Raw genomic sequence first — 24,099 nt, forward strand, 5'->3', positions numbered from 1 at the left:
ATACACTTGCTATATCACACCCTCCCCCTCCCCCACCCTCTCCCCTTCTCATGGGGGCGCTTTGCCACCCCCCCCCCCCGCCGGGGGGGGGGGGTCGCGCTCCCGCTCCGCGTGAGCGCTGGCGGATGGCTGCGCCATCCGCACAACCTCGGCGCTGCGCGCCGAGGTTGACGCTCCGTCCGCTGCGCTCCCGGAGTCGAGGAACTTTCCCCCGCTACCCTGGGCTTTCGTTTCACTCCAGCCCAGGGTCGGCGGGTCCGCTGCGCTCCCCCGCCTCAACGGTCCTTCCGGCTGCGCCTCCAGAACCGTGGGGCCCGCTGGCGCGGGCCGAGCTGGCTACGAGGATGGGGGTCGCTCGATCGGGTCGGGTTTCAGTGTAGCGGCTGCATCAAACTGATGCAGCACGTAGCGTTGGCAAAAACGTGGGGCACCCCCGTCCCGAGCTGTGGCGGGCCGCTGCTCACAAAAAGAAAGAGAAGATCATGTGGAGTGCTCAGGACGTAGCGCGAGATCGGGTCAGGCGCCACGCAGACGGCCTCAATATGGCCGCTGTTTCCGAGAAGGACGAGGAGGCCGCTGTCCGCGAGCGTGAGACGGCGGAGCAGGTGGGGCGGGACGGGCCCGCCTCCGAGTTCGCGGAGGAGCCGGAACGGCTGGCTGCCATTTGGTCGGCCCAGCACGCGGAGTGGCAGCGCGTCAGGGCCTTGATGTCTTCGCTCAATTGGGACGAATATGAGCCGGAGCAGGATGCCCAGGGCTCGTCATGGGCTCGGGAGCGCCAGGAGCGGCGGGAGGGTGCTCTTGCGGCCCGGGCTGCTTTCGAGGCGCGGCGGCGGGAGGAAGCGGATGAGCTGCGCGCAGAACTGTGGCTGTCCGCGGCGCCCAGCCGTCTCATCAGGGCGGCAGCAGATCGGGCCGGCCTTCGGCCCGCCCAGGTTCTGGCGCAGCTGGCCGAGCGGGTGGTGGTGGGTGAGGACGGTAAGGTTTCCGTCCCGCCGTTCATGCCGTCCCGGTAATTCCCGAAACAGTCACTAAAAGAGGTAGGGAAAGCTTCAGAATGCCAGCTATTCAGCTTCGGGAACACCAGGTAGACCAGAAGGTGGCTTTCCGTAAGTGGGTTGGATTCCCTGCAAGGACACCTGTCCCCCCTCGGGGGGCGCGAGGCACGATCGTGTCAGCGACTGGATCCGGGAAGACGATCACCGCCGCCGCGTGCGCGCTGGAGTGCTTCCCGGGCGGCCGGATCCTCGTCACTGTCCCGACTCTGGACCTGCTGGCGCAGACTGCCCAGGCGTGGCGTCTGGTGGGCCACCGGGCGTCGATGGTCGCGGTGTGCTCGCTGGAGAACGACCCGGTACTGGAGGAGCTGGGGGTGCGCACCACCACCAACCCGATCCAGCTCGCCCTGTGGGCCGCGAACGGGCCGGTCATCGTGCTCGCCACGTACGCCTCCCTGGTGGACCGCGAGGACCCGGACGATCCGTCGGGCCAGCGGAAGGTTCGCGGGCCGCTGGAGGCCGCTCTGGCAGGCGGGGAGCGCCTGTACGGGCAGCGGATGGACGGCTTCGACCTCGCGATCGTGGACGAAGCGCACGGAACCGCAGGTGATCTTGGACGGCCGTGGGCGGCGATCCACGACAACCAGCGGATCCCGGCGGACTTCCGGCTCTACCTCACCGCCACGCCCCGCATCCTGGCCTCGCCCCGGCCGCAGAAGGGCACGGACGGCCAGGAGCTGGAGATCGCCAGCATGGCCGACGCCCCGGACGGAACCTACGGCGCGTGGCTGGCCGAACTCGGGCTCTCAGAGGCCATCGAGCGCGGCATCCTCGCCGGGTTCGAGATCGACGTCCTGGAGATCCGCGACCCCTCACCGGCCCTCGGACTGTCCGAGGAGGCGCTGCGGGGCCGGCGCCTCGCGCTCCTGCAGACGGCGCTGCTGGAGCACGCGGCAAGGTGGAACCTACGCACCGTCATGACCTTCCACCAGAAGGTCGAGGAGGCGGCGGCCTTCGCGGAGAAGCTGCCGGAGACGGCAACGGAGCTGTACGTCAACGAGACGTCCGACGACGACCTGGCGCAGGCGGAGGAGCTGCCGGCGTCGTCGATCGACGCGGAGTTCTACGAGCTGGAAGCCGGCCGCCACGTCCCCCCGGACCGGGTGTGGTCGGCATGGCTGTGCGGCGACCACCTCGTCACCGAGCGGCGGGAGGTGCTGCGGCAATTCGCCAATGGGATCGACGCAGCCGGCCGCCGGGTGCACCGCGCCTTCCTCGCGAGCGTTCGCGTCCTCGGGGAAGGCGTCGACATCACCGGCGAGCGCGGAGTGGAAGCGATCTGCTTCGCCGACACCCGCGGCTCGCAGGTCGAGATCGTCCAGAACATCGGCCGCGCGCTCCGGCTCAACAAGGACGGCTCCACCAAGGTCGCCAGGATCATCGTGCCCGTCTTCCTGGAGCCCGGCGAGGACCCAACCGACATGGTCGCCAGCGCCAGCTTTCGACCTCTTGTAGCGGTGCTCCAGGGCCTCCGCTCCCACTCGGAACGCCTCGTAGAGCAGTTGGCCTCCCGCGCCCTCACCAGCGGACAGCGCAAGGTCCACGTCCGGCGCGACGACGACGGCCGGATCATCGGCGCCGACGACGAGGACCAGGAGCAGGACGGCACCCAGGCCGCCGCGGAGTCGGCGCTGCTGCACTTCTCCAGCCCACGCCACGCGGCGACCATCGCGGCGTTCCTGCGCACCCGGGTCTACCGTCCGGAGTCCCTGGTGTGGCTGGAGGGCTACCAAGCCCTCCTCCGCTGGCGAGCCGAGAACGAGATCACCGGCCTGTACGCGGTGCCGTACGACACCGAGACGACGGTGGGCGTCACGAAGGACTTCCCTCTCGGGCGGTGGGTGCACCAGCAGCGCAAGGCGCTGCGGGCCGGAGAGCTGGAGGACCGGCGCAAGACCCTGCTGGACGCGCCGGAAGCCGGAATGGTGTGGGAGCCGGGCGAAGAAGCCTGGGAGAACAAGCTCGCCGCGCTCCGGTCCTACCGGCGGGCCACCGGACACCTCGCACCGCGACAGGACGCCGTCTGGGGCGAGGACGAGACCATGGTGCCCATCGGACAGCACATGGCCAACCTCCGGCGCAAGGGCGGCCTCGGCAAGGACCCGGAGCGGGCTCGCGTGCGGGCGCGGCAGCTGGCCGCGGTCGACCCCGACTGGAACTGGCCCTGGCCGCTGGACTGGCAACGCCACTACCGCGTCCTCGCCGACCTCGTCGACGCCGACGGAGCCGGCGTACTTGCCGAAATCCAGCCCGGAGTGACGTTCGAGGGCGACGACCTGGGCAAATGGCTGCAGCGGCAGAAACAGCCAGGCACCTGGGCGCAGCTGTCCACCGAGCAGCAAGAACGGCTGACCAAACTGGGCATCAAGCCACTGGAGGAGCCGGCGCCCGCCCCGACGGCCGAGCGAGCGACGAAAGGCCTGAGCAAGGCGCAGCAGGCGTTCCAGCGCGGTCTGGCAGCCCTCAGGCAGTGGGTGGAACGGGAAGGCGCGGACCGACCGGTGCCGCGCAGCCACAGCGAAGAGATCGCAATCGACGGCGAGGCAGAGCCGGTGGCAGTGAAGCTGGGGGTGTGGGTCTCGAACACCAAGTCAAGGCGCGACAAGCTCACCCAGGACCAACGCGACGCGCTCGCCGCGCTCGGCCTGAAATGGGCGAGGGCGTAGAAGCCACTCGGGCTACTGTGCGTCGATGCAGGGCCCTTGGGCGCGGAAGCGCGCGCGGGTTTCCGGCCAGGGCGTCGCGCTGTCGTGGCCGGAGCAGCCGACGCCTCCGCAAAGAGGTCGTGAGTCGCGCGTCGGCCTGCCGTTGATCAGCGCCACCCGCCCGTACGCGTCGTAGCGCTCGCGGCTGTCCTCGCCGTCCACAAGATCATTGGCGAGCTCCTGCTTGGTGGAACGCACGAGATCCGCGATCGGAACACCCCACCTGCTGCGGATCATGGCTACGAGCTGTGCCTTGGAGTGGTCGCGCATCAGAGCGTTTCTCCGCTGGAGCAGCTCGTTGGCGAGCTCGGCTTCGGCTGCGGGAATCGGCGTGATCGAGCCACGGATGTACTCGGGGTCCTCGTACGCGTCGAAGATCATGATGCAGGCCGCGTGCGGCGCGAAGACGACGATCGCATCTGGATTCTCAGCCTGTGCCTCGGCGGTGGCACGTACCCAGTTGAGGGCTTCGTGGTAGCTGGAGTGTGTGCCCTGCTCGTGTGCGGTGCGCTGGAGTTCGCGGGCGCGCTGCTGCTCGGTAGTGCGTTTGGTCATGGACGGGTCCTCTCGGCACCGGGTCCTCACCCCCACACGGCAACCCGGCTCGATGGATCCTCAAGTTGTTCGTCAAGCGGTCCGTTGATCCCGGAAGACCTTCCACCATTGTTCCGGGCAGTGTGGGTGTCCGGGTGCGGTGTGGGCGTCGGCGAAGCCCAGGGCGTCAGCCCTGCGGGCAGGATACCGGCTCGGCCGTCGGCTCTTCCCTTCGTCGGCGACGGCGAAGGCGGTGGTGTTCTCCGTGTACGGGTCGTTCGGCTCATGTGCGTGCCGGACGGCGTCGCGGACAAGGCGCAGCCGAAGGACTGCGCCAGTTCTCCATCCGGCGAAGTGCTCCCGCCTCGCCCTTTTGGGACTCGATACCAGGAGGACAACACCGGGATGCCGGCGACGTCCGTCGTGAACCGCGCCGCCAGCTTGTCGCCGATGCTCGCCCAAGGGCTCGTAGCTTGCGTCAGCCAGCACTGTCCCGAGAATGCAGGAACTGGCCAGCAGGAGCGGGCGGTATGGCAGAACTGACGCGACGGACTGCAGGTGCCGACCCTGTCGGCTGGCCGCTTCGAGAGGCGGACGTGGGACAGATCAAGCAGGGTTTGGAGCGCGCGTTGCGCACCCGGTCTGTTCCCTCAAGCACCGAGGCCCGCCTGCGTTTTCTGCTGGCAGCGCATCGGGGTTCCACCCAGAGGGTGGCCACCGTGCTGGGGGTGTCGCAGCGCACCGTGCAGCGGTGGGTGACGAAGAAGCCAGGAGCACGTCGTCCGCCGGGTCCGATGCAGGTCCGGGCGATCGAGGAAGCGGTCCTGGCTCGGTGGCAGCCCCGGATACGAGCCCGTCGGCGTGCCCAGGCCGAGGCGGAAGGCTTCGTCTTCCACACCAGGGTGCGATTCGGATTCGCCGCGCCAGCAGGGTCTTCGGATGATCCGCGGGTGCGGTGGATCACCCAGGACCTTCCGGGAGAGGTCGCCCGGGAGCTGTTCGCCGCCTGGGATGCCGGCGCGGGCGAGCAACAGCAAACGGTGATCCTGGCCCGCGCGCTGGGACACGCCTACTTTCACGAATGGGGCCGCCGGGCCCACGGTCTGCACATCGCTTTCAGCGACGTCGAGTTCGCCGACTTCTCGATCGGCTGAGGCTGACTCTTCGAGCGACCGCGTCAGGGGGTTCAGCGTCGCGAGGTCCTGACGCGGCTGGCCGGCGTCGCTTCGTACCTCTCGGCTTCCTGCCGCTCGCGCCAGTCCCACTCCACACGGCCGACCGAGCCTTGGCGGCGGGCTGCGGGCGGCTGTGGCGAGCGCAGCCTGGCCGTCTCCGCCACGCGCAGCAGGTGCCCACGGTCACCTGGCGCGGCGAGCAGTTCCTGCTCCTCGCTGGATACCAGCCGGGTGAAGCAGGCCGCAGCCCGCAGGAAGACGCCCGCCCAGGGCGGTACGGGGTAGGCGGCGCAGCCGTCGGTGTAGCGGGCGCGGTCGTGCAGGGCGAGCGTGGCCGCGGCGTCGTCGTAGTCGCGGGGGCGTGCGGTGGCGAGTTGCTGGAGGGAGGCGCCGGTGATCAGTGCGGCGGCGACGGCCGCGGCGAGGTGGGGATGTGCGGTCGCCGCGTGCAGCCGGTGGGCGACCTGCTGGGCGATGTGCGCGGTGAGCGGCACGGGCGGTGGGCGGTGCCGCCAGACGATCGGGGGCGGCGTGCACGGGGCGGTGCAGGGGTGGGGGCTGTCGTAGGAGACGAGGCGGTCCAGTGCGGGCAGGGTGAGCCAGCGGTCTGCCGGCCCGGCGTGTTCGTCTGCCGGCGGGGGTTCGGTGATAGGCGTGCCGTAGTAGTGGCGGCGGGCTGCCTCGAAGTCGGCGGTGAGGGCGTAGTCGGCCGTCCGCAGGGCCTGGTGCAGAGCGGCGGGAAGGTGAGGGCGGTGGCAGACCAAGGTCAGGTGGATACCGGTGAGGGCATGTAGCTGTAGCAGGCGCATCGTGCGGCGGGCGGTGAGGCGGTGGGCGCGCAGGACGGTTAGCCGGGTGATGGGAAGGGCGGTCATCCAGGCGGCAGCGGCTTCCCAGGCGGGCTGACGGCCGCCGGGAAAGCGGCCCGGGAGTAGGGGCGGTTTACCCAGGGCGACGAGAAGGTCGTGGGCGAGGCCGGTTTCGCTGGTGGTGCCCGGGCCGGGGTGCAGGGTGATCCGGCCGGACGACGGATGGTGGGCAGCCAGGGCGGTGTGCGTGTGGATCGCGTCGTCGCCGGGGTCGATGACCACGGCGACGGGCGGCGGTGGCGCGGCGAGGGGCATGGCGGTGTGGTGGTGTGGTGGTCAGGCGAGGCGGCTGAAGGCCCAGCGCAGCAGTTCTTGGTCGACGCGGGGGCGGCCGGTGCGTGCCAGGGCGGTGCGGGTGTGGGCGGTCAGCTGGGCCCAGGCGCGGAAGTTGCCGTGTGCGGCGTGCTGGTCGGCGAACGTGATGTCGTCGGGGTCAGCGTCGGCCCAGACCGGATGGAACAGGGGGATGGCCTCCAGGACCTCACCGGGCGTGAGGCGGGAGAAGTGCTGCCAGATGAAGATGCGGGAGGACAGCATCGGTTCACGGCGCAGCACGGTGTGGCAGCCCTCCCCGCCGACGAAGATGATCGCGAGCTGAGTGGCGGGTTCGTCCCACAGGTAGCGGAAGTATTCGAAGGCCTCCCCGTTGAGCCACTGGGCCTCGTCCACGAGGAACGTACGGGGGCGCTCGGCCAGGGCCATCTTCAGCAGACGGTCGAACTCGCTGGGATGACGCGGTGGTTCACCGGCCAGATCGAGCGCGGTGAACAGCTCGTAGCGCACCGCGCGGGCCGTGGGACGGGCACGGAAGGTGACCCGTCGGACGTCCTCTACGGGTTCGAGTTCGTGCAGGCACGTGTTGACCGCGAGAGTCTTGCCGAAGCCCGCGCCGCCGTGGATGCACATCATGGCGCGCGCGGCGACGGTGTCGGCAATGTTCTCCTGTGCGGTGAGCAGGGCCCGGGTGATGACGACGGCCGCGTCGGGGAGGTCGACGTACTGGTAGGTGGCCGTGGTCATCAGGCGTCTCCTGCGGGGTGGGTGCCGGGCTCCGGCAGAGTGTCCGCTGGCAGGTCGGCTGGAGCGGGGACGGGGGGAGGTGACGCGGTGCCGGCAGCGAGGGCGGGCGGGGTGCGCCAGTGCGCTGGAGGCGGGGCGGGCGGGATCAGGTCGGGCAGTGCCAGCCGTGCGACGTCGGTGTAGTCGGCGGCGGCGAGTTCACGGTCGGCCTGGGCGGCCGTGATGGCTCCCAGCCGCTGGGCGGGCTCCGCGCTGGTGGTGGGGGCGAATCGCTGGCGGCGCAGGCGTTCGGCGGCCTTCGCGTCGGCGCGCAGGCGCCGGGCGCGCTCCGCACGTGCCTCGCGCAGCGCCTGCAGTTGCTCGGGGGTGGCCGCGTCCGCGAGGTGCGCCGGGCCGAGGTGGCGGCCTCGGGCGTCGCAAACCTCGATCTCGTGGTCGTGGTGCGGCATGTAGCGCACGCGGACCTGGCGGCCGGCCTGGCCGGTCATCCACGCGGCGGTGTAGGTGCGGCCGCGCCAGCTCACGCCGTGGCTGGTCAGCTTTCGGGGCCGCCCGTCGTCCTCGAGGGTGAAGGCCCACAGGTCGGCGGCGGGGATGTCGGTGACAGGGGTCGGATCGGCCTGCCACGCCTCCAGTGGCGTAAGGCCCGACAGAGCTTTCGGGCGATGCGCGGTGTTCCACCAGTTCGTCCACGCCAGGACCTCCGTGGTGAAGTCCTGGAACGACAGGGCGGACACCGCCCCTGCGGTACGTCCGCGCCGGTCTGAGCGGGGCCCGGTGGGCCCGGCGGTGTAGCCGGGCAGGGCGGCGAACAGCATCCGGTCCGCAGCCCGGTTGAGGTTCTCCACCGTTCCTTTCAGATGCGGGCTGTAGGCGGGCAGGTCCTTGACCGTCACGCCCATCGCGCCGAGCGCGGTGGTGACGGCGGCCGACAGGAAGTCCTTGCCCCGGTCCACCCTCACCAGCTCCGGCACTCCCCCGGCCGGGCCGTAGGGCTCATCCCGCACTACTGCGGCGCGCAAGGCGGCCAGTACCGACGCGCGGGAGGGATGGCCCGGGGTGACAGCGGTGCCGGTGATGACCTTGGTGGCGGTGTCGATGAACCAGGTGATCCACGGGCGCACCAGGTCGCCGTCGGCGTCGACCAGCACCGGGGCCTGGACGTGGTCGGTCTCCCAGGCGTAGTTGCGCCATGACGCCGGCCGCTTGCCAAACACGTCATGGGCGCGTGCTGTCGCCGGTCCGATGGCGAGACCGGCGCGCTCCCCCGCCGTCAGGTCACGGCGCAGCGCGCGCAGGAACGTCGACAGGGACGGGACCGGATCCAGCAGCGGCACCTGCGACAGGGCTGCCCCACCCGGAACAGCCACGATGTCCGGCGGGACGGGCGCGGCAGTGCCGGACGTTTGCGCGCGTACGCCTCCGGCCTCGGCTGCGGCGCGCTCCATGAGCTGGCGGTGGACTGCGGAGGCGTTGCCGTGCCAGTACGCCAGCAGCACCCGGATCTCCGCGGTGATCTCGAACCGGCCGGTGTGGCGGGCTCCGGGGTGCGCAGCCGCCGCCGGGCTCTGGGATGCCTCGGCCAGCCATCGCCACACCGTGCGCTCCGATGCTCCCAGGCACTCCCCCGCCAGCCGCACGTGCTGCCGCGTAAGACCGCCCCGGGCCCTCAGCGCCAGCAGGCGACGCACTGCGGGCGCCCGCAGTGCAACCAGCGACTGCTTTCCGAGCACACCGGCCGGATTCCCCGGCAGTGGCAGCCACTGCCCTCCCGCGTCAACGTCGTGGCCGCCGTTGGTGTCCTGCGGTCTGCTGTCTGTCATCGCGCTGTTTCCCTCCTCGCCGAACGGGGTGAGGTTCTCTGCCGTCGGAACTGGTGTGTCCCGGGCATGTGAGAGGGGCCGTCATGGGTACGGGCCGAGCCGGGCGCAGGCCTGGTCGATCGCGTCCCGCCCCACGCCCGCGTCGGGGTCGCGGCCCCGGGCGGCGCAGACATGCGAGGTGATCTTCGCCCAGGTGCGGAAGTTGCCGCGGGCGATCTGCTCATCCGCCCGTCCCAGGTCGACCGGGTCCGCGTCCTCCCACACCGGGTGAAACAGGCGCAGCGTCTGCGGCACGTGCTCCGTGTCGAGGCGGCTGACCTGGTGCCAGGTCAGGACCCGGGAACGCATCGCCGCTGCCCGGGCGAGCGCCCGCTCACTGCCCGCCCCGCAGAGCACCAGGGCGGCCGCACAGCCCGGCGAGTCCCACAGCTGCCGCAGGTAGTCCAGCACCGGCGGTGACAGACGCTGCGCGTCGTCGAGGAACAGCACACCCGGCTCGGCCAGCGCCTCCGTCAGCGCCTGGTCGACCGGTCCGGCACGGTGGGTCAGGGACCCCGATGGCAGCCCCAATGCCTCGCACAACGCGGCCCGCACCTGCGGCAGGCCGGGCCTGACTCCCACCATCACCCGCCACACCGGCACCCGGCCGGGCAGCAGGTGCAGAGCCTGCTCGACCGCGACCGTCTTCCCCAGTCCCGTGTCCCCGTACACACAGCCGATCCCCCGCGCGGCGACCGTGTGCCCCACCGCCTCCACCACCCCGGCCACCTGCCGCGTGGACACCAGTCGCGCCCCCGGCGCGTACAGGCGCACCCCGCCGGCCACCCGGGTACGCGTCACCGCGCCGGGCCGCTGTTCACCGCCCGTACCGGACGGCTCGGCATCCGGGCCGTCCACGACCGGCGGACCGTTCGCACCATCTGCGAAGCCGAGTTCGGCCAGTGCCCGGTCATACAGGCTCGGCTCCACCCGGCCCGACGCCGCGCGGGCGACCTGAAGCACCCGGCCCGCACGCAGCTCGTCCTTGATCGCACGGTGCAGCGTCGCCAAGGACGGCACAAACTCCGCCCCCCAGTGTTCCAGCACGCCCTCGTCCTGCGCCTGGAGCATCCTTCGGCGCAGCTCGGCGACGTTCCCGCCGGCCTGGGTGAGCACCTCCCACAAGGCGTCGCCCACCACGAACCCGCCCTGCCGCGGCCGCGCCTCCACCCGCCCCTCGCGTCCCTCGGCCAGCCACCGCCACACCGTCCGCTCCGTCACCCCCGCCAAACCGGCCGCGATCCGCACGTGCAACGACGACAGACCGCCCTCACCCCGGTCCACCGCCAGCAGCCGCCGCACCACCACGGCCCGCTCCACCCGCCCGGCCACCGCCAAAACAGCCGGACCCGGCACCGCCTCCCCCACCGGGGCCTGTAAAACCGTCACACGGCCAACCCCACCCGCCCCGGCCACCCACCTGTACAGAAACAGGCAAACCCAACACAGTTGGACCGCGACCTGCTACTAACCACACCGTGACAGCCACCCGGTCACCCCACGACAGCAACCAGTTCCACGACCCGGCCCGTGGACTGCTGTCAGCACCCCGCCCCGCTGACATCGCCCTGTACTGGCCCTGGCCCACCTACGAAGGCACCTGCATGCCAGCAGTGGTGGCAACTACCGTTCCGGCTCAGCGAGCCTCACGTCCGACCGGTCAAACGGCATCTGCGACAAGAAGGCGTCCCAGCGCCTCTTCCCCAGTCAGAGGTGGGGCGCTGGCAGTCAGCGACGTGCCCGGTGGAGGCGTCGGTCCAGTATTGGCTTGTGGCGTCCGGGCCGACTCTCCAAAATGTGCTCGCATGTTCGCGCTCCTGCCGCGAACTCGGCGCCGGTGCGTGCCGTCATCGCCCGGAAGAACGCCCGACCATCCGGGGACTGGCTGCTGGTCGTCCAGCGATAGCCGGGACCGTCCAGGAGTGCCCTGTCGACGAGGCGTGTGCCGAGACCTTGCCGCTGCACTTCCGGGGAGAGCGAGATTTTCGAAATGACGCCCCGCTCGCACTGATGACAGACCTTCCACACGAGCCGCGCATCGGATATCCCGTCGCGGCCGTAGACGCGAATATCCTGGAAACCAGCAGGCCGCGTCGCGGCGCGCAGCAGAAAGAACCACTCGGTCCTCGGACGGCGAAGAAGCATCCACCGCCAACGAAACTCATCCAGCCCGTCAGGCGTCCTCATCGGAGCTCCTTCGCCAGTCCACTGCCGAGTCCGAGTCTCGCGGGCGTTGCTGCGGTTGTCCTTCAAACGGTAGGAACAGCCACCTCCACGACAGCCGACCTACCCCACACTGGTTGGAAAACAGCAGCCGCTTGGTCACCTCATGACAGCGGACCTGGCCGCAACTATCCCCATGACCAGGCACCCAGCATCCCGTCCTGCTGACACCCACCCAATGCCACCAACGCGCCCACTCACACACAGCGCAGCCACGGCCCGCTCGAGCCCGCCGGCGGCTTTCCCACCACCCGCTACAGCCTGGACAAATAGCTGCACCTGCAGGGCACCCGCCGCTCGTTCCTGCACCCGAACAACAACGCCCCTCCTCACCCAGATCGGCATCAACACCGCGGTGACGACCGCCGCCAGCCCAGACGGCGCAACCTTAAGACCGGCACCGAAGAAGCCCTCACCACGCCCGCTCCTTGCCGCCGAACACGACAGCCTGGCCTGCGTAACCTCCGCAACGCCCACGACGGCTTCCGCCTGGACAGTGGCCCGCCAACCCGCACAACTACCAGCACACCAGCCACCCCCCTGCCCCTGCCCGCCGGCGCCCAGGCCCTCAACGCCACCGCCCTGGTGGGCCCGCCCTGGAACCCGAAAGGGCAGCGCAGCTACGACCGCGCCCGCGACGCCGCCGACGGCCGCCTCCTGCGGACCGAGAACGGCTTCAACGACCTCCCCACGACTGCGGAACCGACCACTGACTGTGGCGCCGGTGCGCCATGTACGACGAGCTCCCTCGAGCAGCGGCAACTCCTCACCGACACCGGCAACACCACCGAGCAGCCCGTACGGCCCGGGAACATGCACGTACAGCCCGAGAACACCAGCTGCGCCCGGCCTTGGAGACACAAGACAACGTCGGTCAAGCCAGACTGCAGATACCGGCACACTGCCCTCGCCCGCAGACACACCACAACTGATCAGCGCAGGCCAGACCACCTGGTCAGAAGAACCGCTCCTGGACACGGTGATCTGTGCGTGAGCGCGGTGATGACGAACTGTGCGGTGTCCGTGGCCTGGCACTGGCGTGGTCAGCGCGTAGTTCGTTGAGGTGCTGCTCGATGGCGGGCAGGCAGGAGGCGAGACGATCGAAGCCGCTTCCGGCGCGCCGGAAGCGGATCGGGCAGGCGATGCTGACGGCTTCGAGCACGCCCGCGCCGGCGAGCGGATCGGCGGATGAGCGGATGGGCGGTCTCTGTCATCCACCGGGAAGCCGCTCGGATGTCTTTACTGAGTGGCACCGAGGAGATCACGAAGAAGCTGCTCGACCGGATCGGCTCCTCTGCACCGCCGCGCAACGAGCCAGGGCATCACCACGCCACTGGACACCTTCCCGCGCCGGCCCTCATCAGCCGCTGCCTGAGCGCCCGCCGGCGTTGTCTTCGTCCCTGCACCTGCGCGGTCTGCGGTCTGCGGTACGTACGGGCTCGCCAGGAAGCCACCGTTGTCCTTGATGCGCCGCTTCCTTCCGCGGCCGGCCACCAGGCATGGCATCGCCGCGGCGGATTGGCGCCTCCCCGCGCCGTTGACGGGCGAGGCGGCCCCTCGCTCCCGCTGCCGCAGGTGCGTGGGCGCAGGGTTCGGCCGGCCTGGTGAGTGGGCCCTGCTGGCGGCCTGGGAGCACGATCGATTGTCAGTGGCGGGTGAGAAGGTAGAAGCATCGAGGGGAAAAGGGGGAGCGGTCATGTCTGGAAACCAGAACTACATCAACCACGTTGCTCTTGTCCTGGATGCCAGTTCATCCATGTCGCATCTGAGCCGCAAGGTCGTCGACGTCGCCGACCAGCAGATTGCCTACCTGGCCCGCCGGTCGAAGGAGCTGGGCCAAGAAACCCGCGTCACGGTGTACGTCTTCGCCGACACGGTGGAGTGCGTCATCTACGACAAGGACGTGCTGCGGATGCCGTCCCTGAAACAGCTGTACCGGGTCGGCGGAATGACGGCGCTGCTGGCAGCCACGCTCAAGTCGCAGCGGGAGCTGGCGCAGACAGCCCAACTGTACGGCGACCACAGCTTCCTGACGTTCGTGCTGACCGATGGACAGGAGAACGCAAGTCATCGCTGCCCCGATGCCCCTGCCGGGGATCCGCGTGAGCTGGTGCAGGCCGTGACAACGATGCTGCAGAGGCAGCAGGACAACTGGACGCTGGCCGTCCTTGTGCCGGATCAGATGGGCAAGCGCGAGGCCATGCAGTGCGGTTTCCCCAAGGACAACATCGCCATCTGGGACGCCACCAGCACGCAGGGCCTGGAGGAGGCCGGGCAGGTCATCCAGCAGGCCACCGAAAACTTCATGAGGGGCCGGGCCCAAGGCATCCGGGGATCGCGGGCGGTGTTCTCCACGGGGTCGGAGGCGGTCAACACCGACACGATCCAGGCAGCCGGCCTCACCCCGGTAAACCCCTCGCAGTACCAGCTGATTCCCGTGGCACGCGCAGCGGCGATACGGGACTGGGTCACCGAATGCGGCCACACCTACCGCACCGGTTGCGCATTTTATCAGCTGAGCAAGTCGGAGAAGATCCAGGCGCAGAAGCGGATTGCGGTGCTGGAGAAAAAGACGGACCGGGTCTACACGGGGCCCCAGGCCCGCTCCCTGCTCGGCCTGCCGGACGCGGAAGTCCGCGTCAACCCCGACCGCAACGACGACTTCACCATCTTCGTGCAAAGCACCAGCGTCAACCGGAAACTGGTACCGCACACCCGGCTACTGTTGATGATCTGAAGCCCTCTTGGAACCCCCGCCGGCCGGGCTGACCGAACCCCTCCTTCGGCGTTCGGCACGCCGCCTATGCCGACTGCTTGACCTAAAGGCGACGCGGGCTGGGACGTGAGCCTGGTCCGTCGAGCTGAGCCAAGGGGTCGCGCCTTTCGGTCTTCGGGGCGCGGCCCCTTCAGCATGCGGCCATGCACCCGGACACCACCGACCTGCGGCCACTACCAGCACAGACCACGCGCACCCACACCACAACCACACACACCCGGCCCCGGAACCACCGGCGCCTGCCCGGCCTCCCACCTCTGCACCACGACGGGCAGTGCGTGGTCCCGTAGCTGGTGGATGAAGCCCGTGGACCTGGTGATCCGACGCTCTAGGCGCTGGTCACCGACAGAGACCAGCAGACACCCACGCCTTTCCGCCACCACCGAACCACCCACCTCACACACCGCAATGCACTCGAGGGCACCCGGAACGGTGACCCGCCGGCAGGCTTTTCGTGCCGGCGGCCAACGGGCACCAGCGATCAGGGATCGGTTGCCCGCATGTGCGGCCCGGGAGGGCGGCCTACCGGGGAAGTCCTGTCCCCTCGCGGCCCTGGGCAGGCCTCAGAGCCCGAGCAGAGCAGCAGAGCCGGGGGGCGGGAATGTCCTGCCCCGTGCTCGCTTCGCTGCCGGTGCCCGGCCTGGGCGACCGTGCTCATGCCCGCCTTCAGCTTGGGCACCTTGGGTGCCCGGCCGTAGGACGCCGGCATCGCCTCGGCCATGGTCAACACCTCCCAGCAGGCCCGCGGTGCGATCGGCACCGCCCTGCTCACCACCACCGCCACCGCCACCGCTACTGCCGCCGCCTGCATCCGCCCCGCCACCATCCGGCCGGACGACCCAGGCCCTCGGCCACGGCTACAGCAAGCAGTGCCCTGTGGTGGGCCGCCGGCATCATCCCTCGCCACACTCCCCGCCCCGCCCGCTCCCGGACACCTCAAAACCTCTAAAGCCCGAACACGCCCGCCCACACGCAGCTGCCCCGCCCCCTGACCAGCAGCCCAGCGCTAAGGAGTGACATGTCCGTCCTGACCACCGACATCGACGCCCTCACCGGCGGCCCCGCCGACCTGACCCAGTACCAGAGCAAGGCCGTACTGATCGTCAACGTCGCCTCCCAATGCGGCCTCACCCCCAATACACCGCCCTAAAAAACTGCAACAGCACTACGACCGCGCGGCTTCACCGTCCTGGGCGTGCCCTGCAACCAGTTCATGGGCCAAGAACCCGGCACCGCCGAAGAGATCGCCGCCTTCTGCTCCACCACCTACGGCACCACCTTCCCCATGACACAGAAGACCGACGTGCACAGCGACACCCGCCACCCCCTCTACGACAAACTCACCCACACCCCCGACACCGAGAGCTACACCGGTGAAGTGCGCCGGAACTTCGAAAAAATCCTCCTCACCCCCAACAGCACCACCGCAGCACGCTTCGCCCCCAAACCCAACCCGACGCCAAGGAAGTCACCACCGCCATCGAAACCGCCCTGCCCCACTGACCACCACACACCCAGCACCGAGACACCGCACCTCTGCGCGCCACCACAACCACCCGCCCCCGCCACCAACACCCTCCCCCCACCACGACCACCACCGGACCACGCACGAGACCACAGCCATCCACCCACCACCACGCAAGGAGCAAGGCTGGAGCGGCCCAACACCCTGAAGCTGGTTCCGGTGCCTGAGCGGCACAGCCAAACCACACCACACCCCAACGCGACACCGGCGCAGCATCGGCGCGGCATCGGCGTGACGTCGAGCAAGCGCCCCCGCCCCAGCGACAGCGGCTCACGGAGCCACGGAATCAGAGAGCCGAACGGCCCCAGCGACTCAGACAGCCAGCCTGCTGGGACCCCTACCGCCGCCCCTCGCGGTGCCCACGACACACGACCGCAAGCACCAGACGCTGCAGCTCGACCGCCCCCAAGACCTCGGCCTCGGGCCGGGCCACCGCACGAGCCCGTCGACGCCGAAGCCGTGCGCGCGGGCCAAGGCGCGGCCGACGCGGATCATCCCGTGTTGCCTTCCGCGGCCGAGCGGGGCTTCAGGCTGAGGTCCGCGACGGTGACTCGCGGGCTCGTGTGCGCAGTTGCTCGTTGATGCGCTGGGCTTCTTCCAGCTGGTCTTCGAGGATGACGATGCGGCAGGCGGCCTCGATGGGGGTGCCCTGGTCCACGAGTTCGCGGGCCCGGGCGGCGATACGCAGCTGGTAGCGGGAGTAGCGGCGATGGCCGCCCTCGGAGCGCAGAGGGGTGATCAGGCGGTGTTCGCCCAGGGCGCGGAGGAAGGCGGGGGTGGTGCCGAGCATCGCGGCGGCCCGGCCCATGGTGTAGGCGGGGTAGTCGTCATCGTCGAGATTGTCGAGGGGGCGGGGACTGGCAGGGGGCATAGACCTCTTCTTTCGCGGACGCGTCGAGGGGCCCGGGTGCCAGTACCGGCACCCGGGCCCCGAGCTTTCAACACCATCTACCGGCTACCTGCGCCGGCCTTCTTCATCCGCAGTTCCGCCTGGGAGGACGGGGCTGCGGGGATCGAGGATGCGTGACCGGGGACCACCTTCCCATCCGGGGCCTGCGGTACCCGGGCGGGCTTCTCCCTCGCCCGGGCGATCCTGATGGCGTCGGCTCCTTACCTCATTCGGTTACTCGGTCGTACTGCTGGATAACGCGGGTAACGCGGGTACTGCTCGCGGCCCTGGCCGCGTCCTGCTTGGCCTGCATGCACGGCAGTTCACCTCTGCCGTGCCCACATCGACTTTCTGGGTACGACGAAAACAGTAACCCCGCAACGAGCCAATGTCTACTGTTGCCATGGTAGGTTTTCTTCAGAGTCGATGTGCGAAGTCCTGCTGCAGGCACACCTGGAAGAGTGCTTTGCCTACTTGAAGCCCGGGCCGGCGGGTACGTGCTGAGCCTGGCGGCGTAACCGATGCAGGGCGGGGGCCACGTAGGGCCGACACGGAGGCGACCCGCATGCACGCCCCAAGGCCTGTGTGGTGGTTGAGGGCGGCAGCCCCGCCGGCACCGCTCGCGCGCGCGGCGTCGCCCGCGCCTTCGCCGATGGCCGACGGAATCGATCGCGCTCGCGGGAACGATCGCGCTCGCGGAAGCGATCGCTGTCCTGGTCTCCGAGCTCGCCACCAACGCCCTGCGCCGTGGCGGTGGCCGCCGTCGAAGACGGCCACCGCCACGGTGACGAGGTCATGGAGCGGCAGGACCTGGCCGGCCCGGCCAGATCACGGATCGCGCAGCACACGTCTCACCGCCGTGCACCGTCTCCCCCCCCGGCGCGTCAGGCCGCCTGGGTGAGCTCGGCGCGGCCGAACAGCAAGGCGTAGCCGGAGGGGAGCTGGGCGAGGATGCGGCCAAGGAGCTCCTCACCGGCGAGCTGGGCCACGACGCGAAGGACGGTACCGGTGTCCCAGCGGGTGGTGGCCACCGTACCGCCGGTACGGGACGCCAGATCCTTGACGAAACCCCAGCCGGTGAGAGGCTCGGTCGCGGGGATCTGGGAGGTGAAGGTGAGGGCGGCCTCGTACGGCAGCCTGGCCGCGAGCTCCACGCGCTCATAACCCGTGACCTGGCGCCCGAGGGCAGCCAGCACGGCACGCACGCTCTCCTCGGCTCGTACACGGGTGGGGTAGGCGCCTTCGTAGCGCACTCTTTCCAGCATCTGCGCGAACGTCATGCCCACGGTGGACCGGCACGGCTCCTGCTGGGGAATCATCGGTGACTCGGTTGCCTTTCTCATCTCTCATCCGAAGTGGTCGCGTCTCATTCGAAATGGGCGCGAGGCGGTGGCCGGGGCTCGCTCGCCGCCGGCCACCGGTATCGCTCGGTCGGGGAAGGGGGGTGCCGCCCATGGGCTGTGCAGCACTGTCGCTGCCTGTGGGCTATGCGCGCTGTCGCTGCCCCGGGGGCTGTACGCGCTGGGGTGGCCAGGGGCTATATGTGCTGGGGATGGCCGAACAGCAGGTCGTAGCCCGCCGGGAGCTGGAGCAGGACCCGCCGGGTGAGCTCTTCGCCCGCGGCGTCCGCGGCCACGCTGAGCACCGCGCCCACATCCCACGCCGCGGTCCGTTCCGTGGCCCCCTCGATCCATGCCGCGGTGGCCCGCACGAACCGCTCAGGGGAGAGTGGCTCGTGCGCCTGTAGCGGATTGAGCAGGATCAGCGCCAACTCCTCCGGCAGCCGGGCTGCCAGTTCCGCCCGTACCTCCCCCACCAGGTGCGCGCCCAGCAGCGCAAGCACCGTACGGGCCGCCCGCTCGGCCTCCTCAGTGGTCTTGTACTCACCGCGTTCCTTGACCTGGTCCAGGAACACTTCCCATCGCATGGCCATCGCTGCTCCCTTGCATATGCGGCGGCGAGCGGAGGACGGGGCGGCCGCAGGCAGGGCCGCCCCCGGCGTCTCCGGCGCGGCCGGGAGGGGACTCAGCCGCTGATCTCAGCCGCTGATCTCCTTGTGCGCGGAGCCGCCGCCGATGGCGATCTTGCGGGGCTTGGCGCGCTCGGCGATCGGGATCCGCAGGGTCAGCACACCCGCGTCGTAGTCCGCCTTGATGTGCTCGGCATCCAGCGTGTCGGCCAGCACGACTTGGCGGGAGAAGACGCCCAGGGGCCGCTCGGAGAGCTCCATCTGTACGTCGTCCGCGTTGGGGAGGGGCCGCCGCTCGGCCTTGACGGTCAGCATGTTCCGCTCGACGTCGATGTCGATCGCGTCCGTGGAGACGCCGGGCAGGTCCAGGGCGATCACGTACTCCTCGCCCTCACGGTAGGCGTCCATCGGCATCGCCGACGGCCGCGACCAGGTACCGGTCGTGTTCAGGAGCTGCTGGGTGAGCCGGTCCAGCTCACGGAAGGGGTCGGTGCGCATCAACATCGTGAAACACCTCCAGCATTCAGGGGCCAGGCACTGTGCCGCCAATGCGTTCACCTGCCATCGTTGTAACATGTCGTCCAAGCGATGACAAGTAGAATGTCATCGAAAGGATGACATCGGCGACGCCATGTTGGAGGCTCCATGACCACGGACGACCACCAGTCCGCCCCTCGCGCCCGCGGGCTCACCCCCTCCTCCTTCCTCGCCGCCGCGGCGCTGCACACGATCCACGAAACCCTGCACACCGCCCACACGCCGCAGGACGGCGAGCACCCCGAGCCCGGCCCGGCCGGCTCGGAACAGGCACTGGCCGCGCTCCTGCTGCTGCGCGAAGTACGCGACCAGCTCGCCGCATGGGAACCGGGCCTGATCGAAGAGGCCCGCAACGCGGGCGCCAGCTGGGCCGACCTCGCCCACCCCCTCGGCGTCTCCAGCCGCCAAGCCGCCGAACGCCGCTACCTGCGCCTACGCCCCGGAAACCCCGGCACCACAGGCGAACAACGCGTCCAAGCCACCCGCAACCGCCGCGCCGCCGACCGCACCATCACCGCCTGGGCCCGCACCCACGCCGCAGAACTACGCCAACTCGCCGGCCAAATCACCGCACTCACCGACCTCCCCACCACCGCCCACACCCCCCTCACCAACCTCACCACCGCCCTCGCCCACAACGACCCAGCCGCCCTCCTCACCCCCCTCACAGACACGCACACATACCTCACACCCCACCACCCCGACCTCGCCGCACGCGTCGATGACGTCGCCCGCCACACCGACCGACTCCGCCAGCACAGCAACGACCAACGCCAGAACCCAACATGACCCCCGCGACCCCGAGCCCCTCCCACGCGATCCCCGGACCTCACACGCTCGAACAAGGAGCAACGACCCCGGCTAGGGCACCTGAGCACGCCAACCCCGCCTGAACCCACTCCCACTCCCCCGGACGCTTTCGCGGGTGCAGGGCCGGGCCGGCCGGCAGCCGGCGTTCTACTACGACGACAAGGCCGTCACCGACGCCGACAATCACGACATCGACCACCTCACCCCGGCCTGGGCCCCAGCGCCCCAGTTGGGCCACGAAACCCCACGAGGCATACGCCAACCACCTCGGCGCCGAACGCAACTTCACTGCTGTCAGCCTCGACCCCAACCGCGGCAGAAGCGATCAAAACCCCGCCAAGTGGATGCCCCCGACCGAGAACACCAGGAGCCGGTCGAGATCGGAGCACGTCAGGCTTTCCTCGTGGCCGCAGACTTCCGTGTGCGCCAGGCCCGGGCTGCTGATGTTCCCGTACTGGCGTGGCTGCGATGGGCATTCAAGTAAGAGGACCACGAAGGCGGTTCTTGCGCGAGAGGTCTGCGGGCGTGTCTTCCTCCGCCTCGTGGAGCGAGTACCGGAGCCCTGGACAACCCGCATATCGGCTGCGTGACGCGTTTCTACATGGTCCCCGGGTACCGCAACCACGGCGTGGGGGCGGTCCTTCTCAAGGCCAAGGCCCCGTGGCAGCACGCCCGGCAGATGGGCATGGTCGTGCTCACTGGCTGGCCGTCCGAGCGCAGTGTGCCGCTCGACCGGCGGCAGACTTCCGGCGGGCAGACTTCCGGCCCTCGACCGATCTGCGGGAAGCGCGATGCGCTCAAAGACGCAAGCGGTGAAAGTCTGTCCACCCGACCGAGGTGTCCATGAGGATCTTGTGTGAGGCCCTCTTACGCCACTGAGGGATCCAACGAGCCTTAAACCCATGAGAACGAGGAACGCATTGACCAGGTGGTCCGCCGCGCTGCCCCAGGCCGGCATCAACGAGCCCTCCCTCCGGCGGGATTACGGCGCCCAGCGCCAACTGGTGCAGAAGTTCAAGCCCGACCAGTTCCTGGCCGTTCGGCTGCTGCTGCCCGCACACCTTCAGCCCGCCGTGGTCGCCGCTGTGGCGTTCATGCACGAGACCGACAAACGTATCGACGCGGGTGAGCTGAGCATCCGCCGTGAGGCGCTCCGGACCTGGGACCAGCAGACCCGGGAGGCCGTGGAGCACGGCACATCCGACCAGCCCCTCCTCAGAGCTGTGGCCGACACCGCCAAGCGTCACCCGCAGCTGAGGACGCACATCACGGCCTTCCTCGACGGCGCCCCCACCGAAGCCGGCTGGACCGGTTTCGCAACCGACAGCGACTTTCAGCAGTACGTGGACGCCTACTCACTGCCGGCCCTCATGCTCACCGCATCACTGATCGCACCCCCACCGGGGGCAAACCAAGAGGAAGCCTTCCTGCGCGGCTGCCGGACCCTGATCGAAGCCATGCAACGCACCGACTTCCTGGCGGACCTGTCCGAGGACGCCAGGCAGGGCCGGATCGGCATTCCCCACGCAGAACTGGCGCGCTACGGGCTGGAAGTCGAGGAGGTACTGCGCCGAGCGCCGCGGTGCGTACCCGCGCTGGGGCAGCTCGTCGCGGATCAGGCGAGTGCCGCCGGCGCCGGCCTGAGGGCCTGTCGAGAGCTGCCGGACCTGGTGGCAACGGAGACCCAACCGTTCCTGCGCGCCTGCGTACGCGTGGCGGAACTCGAACTGGAGGCTGTGCAGCGCAAGGGCGGCAAGCTCCTGCACGAGGAGGCAGGAGCATCGAAGACGGCCGCCCTGAAAGTGCTGTTCCAGCAATGGCGCGCCACCCGCAAGCAGCAACGCCGACGCCCTTAGATCCGCCACCCGGCGCCTGGGACCGGCGCAGCCGTTGGAGGTCGGCGCGAGGGACCGTGCAGGCCTGCCGGCGCACATCAACCCGGCTCGCCGTCCGGCTTCGCCCGCCCCGGGCGTTGCGGACGATGTCGAGAACGCTGCTTCAGCGACTGCCCGGCAGCAAGTTCATGACGTCCGGGGCTTGGCCGATTTCTTGATCTGCTCGCTGCGACGGCTGCCGTGGATCGCTGCCCGCAGTGCCTCCCGGAAGCCCGTCCACCAGCTCATCGTCGCCCGCGGTCGGGCGGCCCCGCAGCGCGAGATGCTCAAGGCGTGGTCCTGGAGGCAGCGGGCAAGCAGCTGTGAGGAGTGTCTGTGGCCCTCCGGCAGTGCGTCTCACCTCCGTTGGGTTTGGAGGCAGGTTTCCGGGACAGGGCAGGGGCGTCACCGGTCACGGCAGGAGCGCGGGAGAGAGGGCCCGGGTGCGTACACCGTCTGAGGGCTGACCCGCAAATGATCTCCGAGACGATGTGAACACGGTTGGTCTCGCTCCTCGCCGCCCCTGCGACTGCCACCGGACCCGCGACGCCGAGGCCTCCGTCCCGGAACTCACCACGCCCGCTCCTGCGCGTCGCCCTCGTTAATCCTTGGGGTCGTCAGAAGGCTTCAGGCAGGGGAGGCAGGTGGCATTGCGCCGTACGTGGGTCGCAAGTTTCTGGGGCTGTTGAGGCATGTTGATATGTGCGCCACGTTTTGCCGCGTGGAGATCCCTACCGGCCACGGCGGCGGGCGTCGCGCTCATCTCCGAGCTGTACGAGCTGTACGAGCCGTACGCGGAGGGGTGAGCCGCTGCAAAGATGGGCAGCGCGCCCGATCGCCGTGACGGTCATGACAGCCCGTCAGGTGCGGCTCGGTGCCGACTTCGGCTCGGGGAGAGGCGCTGCCGCGCGGCGAGGGAGCAGGAGCGGGGTCGCCAGCAGGAGCACGCCGGCCAGGCCGATGGCTGTACGGGGGCCGAGCAGACTGCCCAGCACGCCCCAGACGGCCGTCAGGACCGCGGTCGAGGCCTTGGTCGTCACCGCCCAGGCGGTCAGCGTGCGGGTGACCCGGTCGGTCGCGGTGCGCTCGATGCGGTAGGTGGCGTAGACGGGGTTGAAGACTCCGCAGCAGAAGATGAGCCCGAGTTCGACGCCCATCACCAGCAGCAGCCCACCGGTGCCCGGCCCCAGGAAGGCCAGGCCGACGGGCCAGAGCGCGCGCAGCGCCCCGACCACGACCAGGACCTGGTGCTGCCCGAACCGGGTGACGAGCGGTCGGGCCAGTCGGGAGCCGAGCAGCCCGCCGATCGAGGGCGCGGCGAAGGCGAGGCCGTACTGCCACGGTGTGAACCCGAGCGGGCCGAGCATCAGGACGGCCAGCAGCGGCTGGGCGGCCATCACCAGGCCGTTGAACAAGGCGGTATTGAAGAACAGCGGACGCAGCGTCGCGTCGGCGAAGATGTACCGCCAGCCGTCGAGCAGGTCCCCGGCCCTCATGCGCGCGGCCTCACGGCGCTCGGGCCGCGGCTCGTGCCTGCCCGTCGCGCGGATGCCCAGGGCCGAGAGCAGGTAGCTGACCGCGTCGGCCACCACCGTCGCCACCGGGCCGAGGAGCCCGATCGCCGCGCCGCCCAGCGGTGGTCCGATGATGGTGGTCGTCCAGGCCGTGGACTCGAAGCGGGCGTTGGCGATGAGCAGGTCCTCGGCCGGCAGCAGCGTCTTCAGGTACGCGCCGGAGGCGCCGCGGAAGGTGATGTCGGCCGCCGCGACGACGACCGAGACCAGTAGGAGCTGAAGGAAGGTGAGCACGCCGAGCGCGAACGCGGCGGGGATCGTCAGCAGCGCCGCGCATCGCACCAGGTCCGTCGCGATCAGCACCGGCCGCTTGCGGCGGTACTCCACCCACGGGCCGAGCGGCACCGCCACGGCCGCGCCCACCGCAGTCCCCACGGAGGAGAGCGCGGCGACCTCGGCCGGTCCGGCGTGCAGCACCCGGATGGCGATCAGCGGGAACGCGCCGAAGGCCAGCCACGTGCCGAGCGCGCTGGTCCCGTACGCTCCCCACAGCCACCCGAACCGCCGCCCCAGCCGGTGCCCGCCCCGCCGCCCCAGCCGATGTCTGAGCAGATGTCCGCGCAGATTTCTCAGCCGGTGCCCGCTCCGCATGCCCGACGCCCCTCTCCACTCACCAGCACAACCGATCCGCGATCGGAAGCATCAAAGCGATGGCCGCACTCAGGGATCAAACAACCGCCGGGCCGCTCTGCCACAACC

The 24,099-nt window shown here is 69.9% G+C and carries 18 protein-coding genes and 1 pseudogene; 8 read left to right on the forward strand and 11 right to left on the reverse strand.

The features are described from left to right. Nucleotides 1–542 precede the first annotated feature (542 nt). Nucleotides 543–1,016: a hypothetical protein gene (locus ABT381_RS03945; RefSeq protein ID WP_351587312.1), complete on the forward strand. Its 474-nt coding sequence runs from the start codon at nt 543–545 to the stop codon at nt 1,014–1,016. 41 nt (nt 1,017–1,057) lie between these two features. After that, nucleotides 1,058–3,724, forward strand: coding sequence for a DEAD/DEAH box helicase (locus ABT381_RS03950; protein ID WP_351587314.1), 2,667 nt, complete (start codon nt 1,058–1,060; stop codon nt 3,722–3,724). Between the two features lie 12 nt (nt 3,725–3,736). On the opposite strand, the gene ABT381_RS03955 is transcribed toward ABT381_RS03950, so the two are convergent. Continuing rightward, nucleotides 3,737–4,318, reverse strand: coding sequence for a hypothetical protein (locus tag ABT381_RS03955; RefSeq protein ID WP_351587316.1), 582 nt, complete (start codon nt 4,316–4,318; stop codon nt 3,737–3,739). Between the two features lie 509 nt (nt 4,319–4,827). Here ABT381_RS03955 and tpg point away from each other — a divergent pair. Further along, entirely contained in the window at nt 4,828–5,451 is a 624-nt protein-coding gene (gene tpg, locus ABT381_RS03960) for a telomere-protecting terminal protein Tpg (protein ID WP_351587318.1), read from the forward strand. A 32-nt stretch (nt 5,452–5,483) separates the two neighbouring features. Here tpg and ABT381_RS03965 read toward each other — a convergent pair whose 3' ends face one another. The 5 genes from ABT381_RS03965 to ABT381_RS03985 all read right to left on the reverse strand — a co-directional run bounded on the left by ABT381_RS03965 (nt 5,484) and on the right by ABT381_RS03985 (nt 11,410). Beyond that, nucleotides 5,484–6,596, reverse strand: a complete 1,113-nt coding sequence (locus ABT381_RS03965) for a hypothetical protein (RefSeq protein WP_351587320.1) — start codon at nt 6,594–6,596, stop codon at nt 5,484–5,486. 21 nt (nt 6,597–6,617) lie between these two features. Beyond that, nucleotides 6,618–7,361: an AAA family ATPase gene (locus tag ABT381_RS03970; RefSeq protein WP_351587322.1), complete on the reverse strand. Its 744-nt coding sequence runs from the start codon at nt 7,359–7,361 to the stop codon at nt 6,618–6,620. Beyond that, a complete protein-coding gene (locus ABT381_RS03975) occupies nt 7,361–9,184 on the reverse strand; it encodes a TnsB C-terminal domain-containing protein (protein WP_351587324.1) in 1,824 nt (607 codons plus the stop codon). Before ABT381_RS03975 ends, ABT381_RS03970 begins: the two co-directional genes overlap by 1 nt. Before the next feature lie 81 nt (nt 9,185–9,265). Further along, on the reverse strand, nt 9,266–10,612 hold the full coding sequence (locus ABT381_RS03980; RefSeq protein ID WP_351587326.1) for an AAA family ATPase: 1,347 nt from the start codon (nt 10,610–10,612) through the stop codon (nt 9,266–9,268). 339 nt (nt 10,613–10,951) lie between these two features. Then, on the reverse strand, nt 10,952–11,410 hold the full coding sequence (locus tag ABT381_RS03985; RefSeq protein WP_351587328.1) for an N-acetyltransferase: 459 nt from the start codon (nt 11,408–11,410) through the stop codon (nt 10,952–10,954). Nucleotides 11,411–12,509: 1,099 nt separating this feature from the next. On the opposite strand from ABT381_RS03985, the gene ABT381_RS03990 reads away from it, so the two are divergent. The 3 genes and pseudogenes from ABT381_RS03990 (at nt 12,510) to ABT381_RS35870 (ending at nt 16,329) form a co-directional block, all read left to right on the forward strand. Next, nucleotides 12,510–12,638 (forward strand): hypothetical protein, encoded by a 129-nt coding sequence (locus ABT381_RS03990; RefSeq protein ID WP_351587330.1) that lies wholly within the window; start codon nt 12,510–12,512, stop codon nt 12,636–12,638. Between the two features lie 504 nt (nt 12,639–13,142). After that, complete coding sequence (locus ABT381_RS03995) at nt 13,143–14,183, forward strand: vWA domain-containing protein (protein ID WP_351587332.1); 1,041 nt, start codon at nt 13,143–13,145, stop codon at nt 14,181–14,183. Nucleotides 14,184–15,240: 1,057 nt separating this feature from the next. After that, nucleotides 15,241–16,329, forward strand: a pseudogene (locus tag ABT381_RS35870) (glutathione peroxidase). On the opposite strand, the gene ABT381_RS04010 reads toward ABT381_RS35870, so the two are convergent. From ABT381_RS04010 to ABT381_RS04025, 4 genes are all read right to left on the reverse strand, one after another. Beyond that, nucleotides 16,274–16,618: a MerR family transcriptional regulator gene (locus ABT381_RS04010; protein WP_351587334.1), complete on the reverse strand. Its 345-nt coding sequence runs from the start codon at nt 16,616–16,618 to the stop codon at nt 16,274–16,276. The pseudogene ABT381_RS35870 and the gene ABT381_RS04010 sit on opposite strands and share 56 nt — an antisense overlap. Before the next feature lie 902 nt (nt 16,619–17,520). Further along, nucleotides 17,521–17,955, reverse strand: coding sequence for a DUF2267 domain-containing protein (locus ABT381_RS04015; RefSeq protein WP_351587335.1), 435 nt, complete (start codon nt 17,953–17,955; stop codon nt 17,521–17,523). A 218-nt stretch (nt 17,956–18,173) separates the two neighbouring features. Beyond that, entirely contained in the window at nt 18,174–18,569 is a 396-nt protein-coding gene (locus ABT381_RS04020; protein WP_351587337.1) for a DUF2267 domain-containing protein, read from the reverse strand. A gap of 105 nt (nt 18,570–18,674) precedes the next feature. Then, nucleotides 18,675–19,109 (reverse strand): Hsp20/alpha crystallin family protein, encoded by a 435-nt coding sequence (locus ABT381_RS04025; protein WP_351587339.1) that lies wholly within the window; start codon nt 19,107–19,109, stop codon nt 18,675–18,677. A gap of 141 nt (nt 19,110–19,250) precedes the next feature. Between ABT381_RS04025 and ABT381_RS04030 the strand changes: the two genes are divergently transcribed. Further along, nucleotides 19,251–19,931 (forward strand): type III effector protein, encoded by a 681-nt coding sequence (locus ABT381_RS04030; RefSeq protein WP_351587341.1) that lies wholly within the window; start codon nt 19,251–19,253, stop codon nt 19,929–19,931. Between the two features lie 941 nt (nt 19,932–20,872). Then, a complete protein-coding gene (locus tag ABT381_RS04035) occupies nt 20,873–21,808 on the forward strand; it encodes a squalene/phytoene synthase family protein (RefSeq protein WP_351587342.1) in 936 nt (311 codons plus the stop codon). Nucleotides 21,809–22,686: 878 nt separating this feature from the next. Here ABT381_RS04035 and ABT381_RS04040 read toward each other — a convergent pair. After that, entirely contained in the window at nt 22,687–23,991 is a 1,305-nt protein-coding gene (locus ABT381_RS04040; protein ID WP_351587344.1) for an MFS transporter, read from the reverse strand. Between the last annotated feature and the right edge of the window lie 108 nt (nt 23,992–24,099).

This window comes from Streptomyces sp. NPDC000151 (genome assembly GCF_040301705.1).
Lineage (GTDB): Bacteria > Actinomycetota > Actinomycetes > Streptomycetales > Streptomycetaceae > Streptomyces.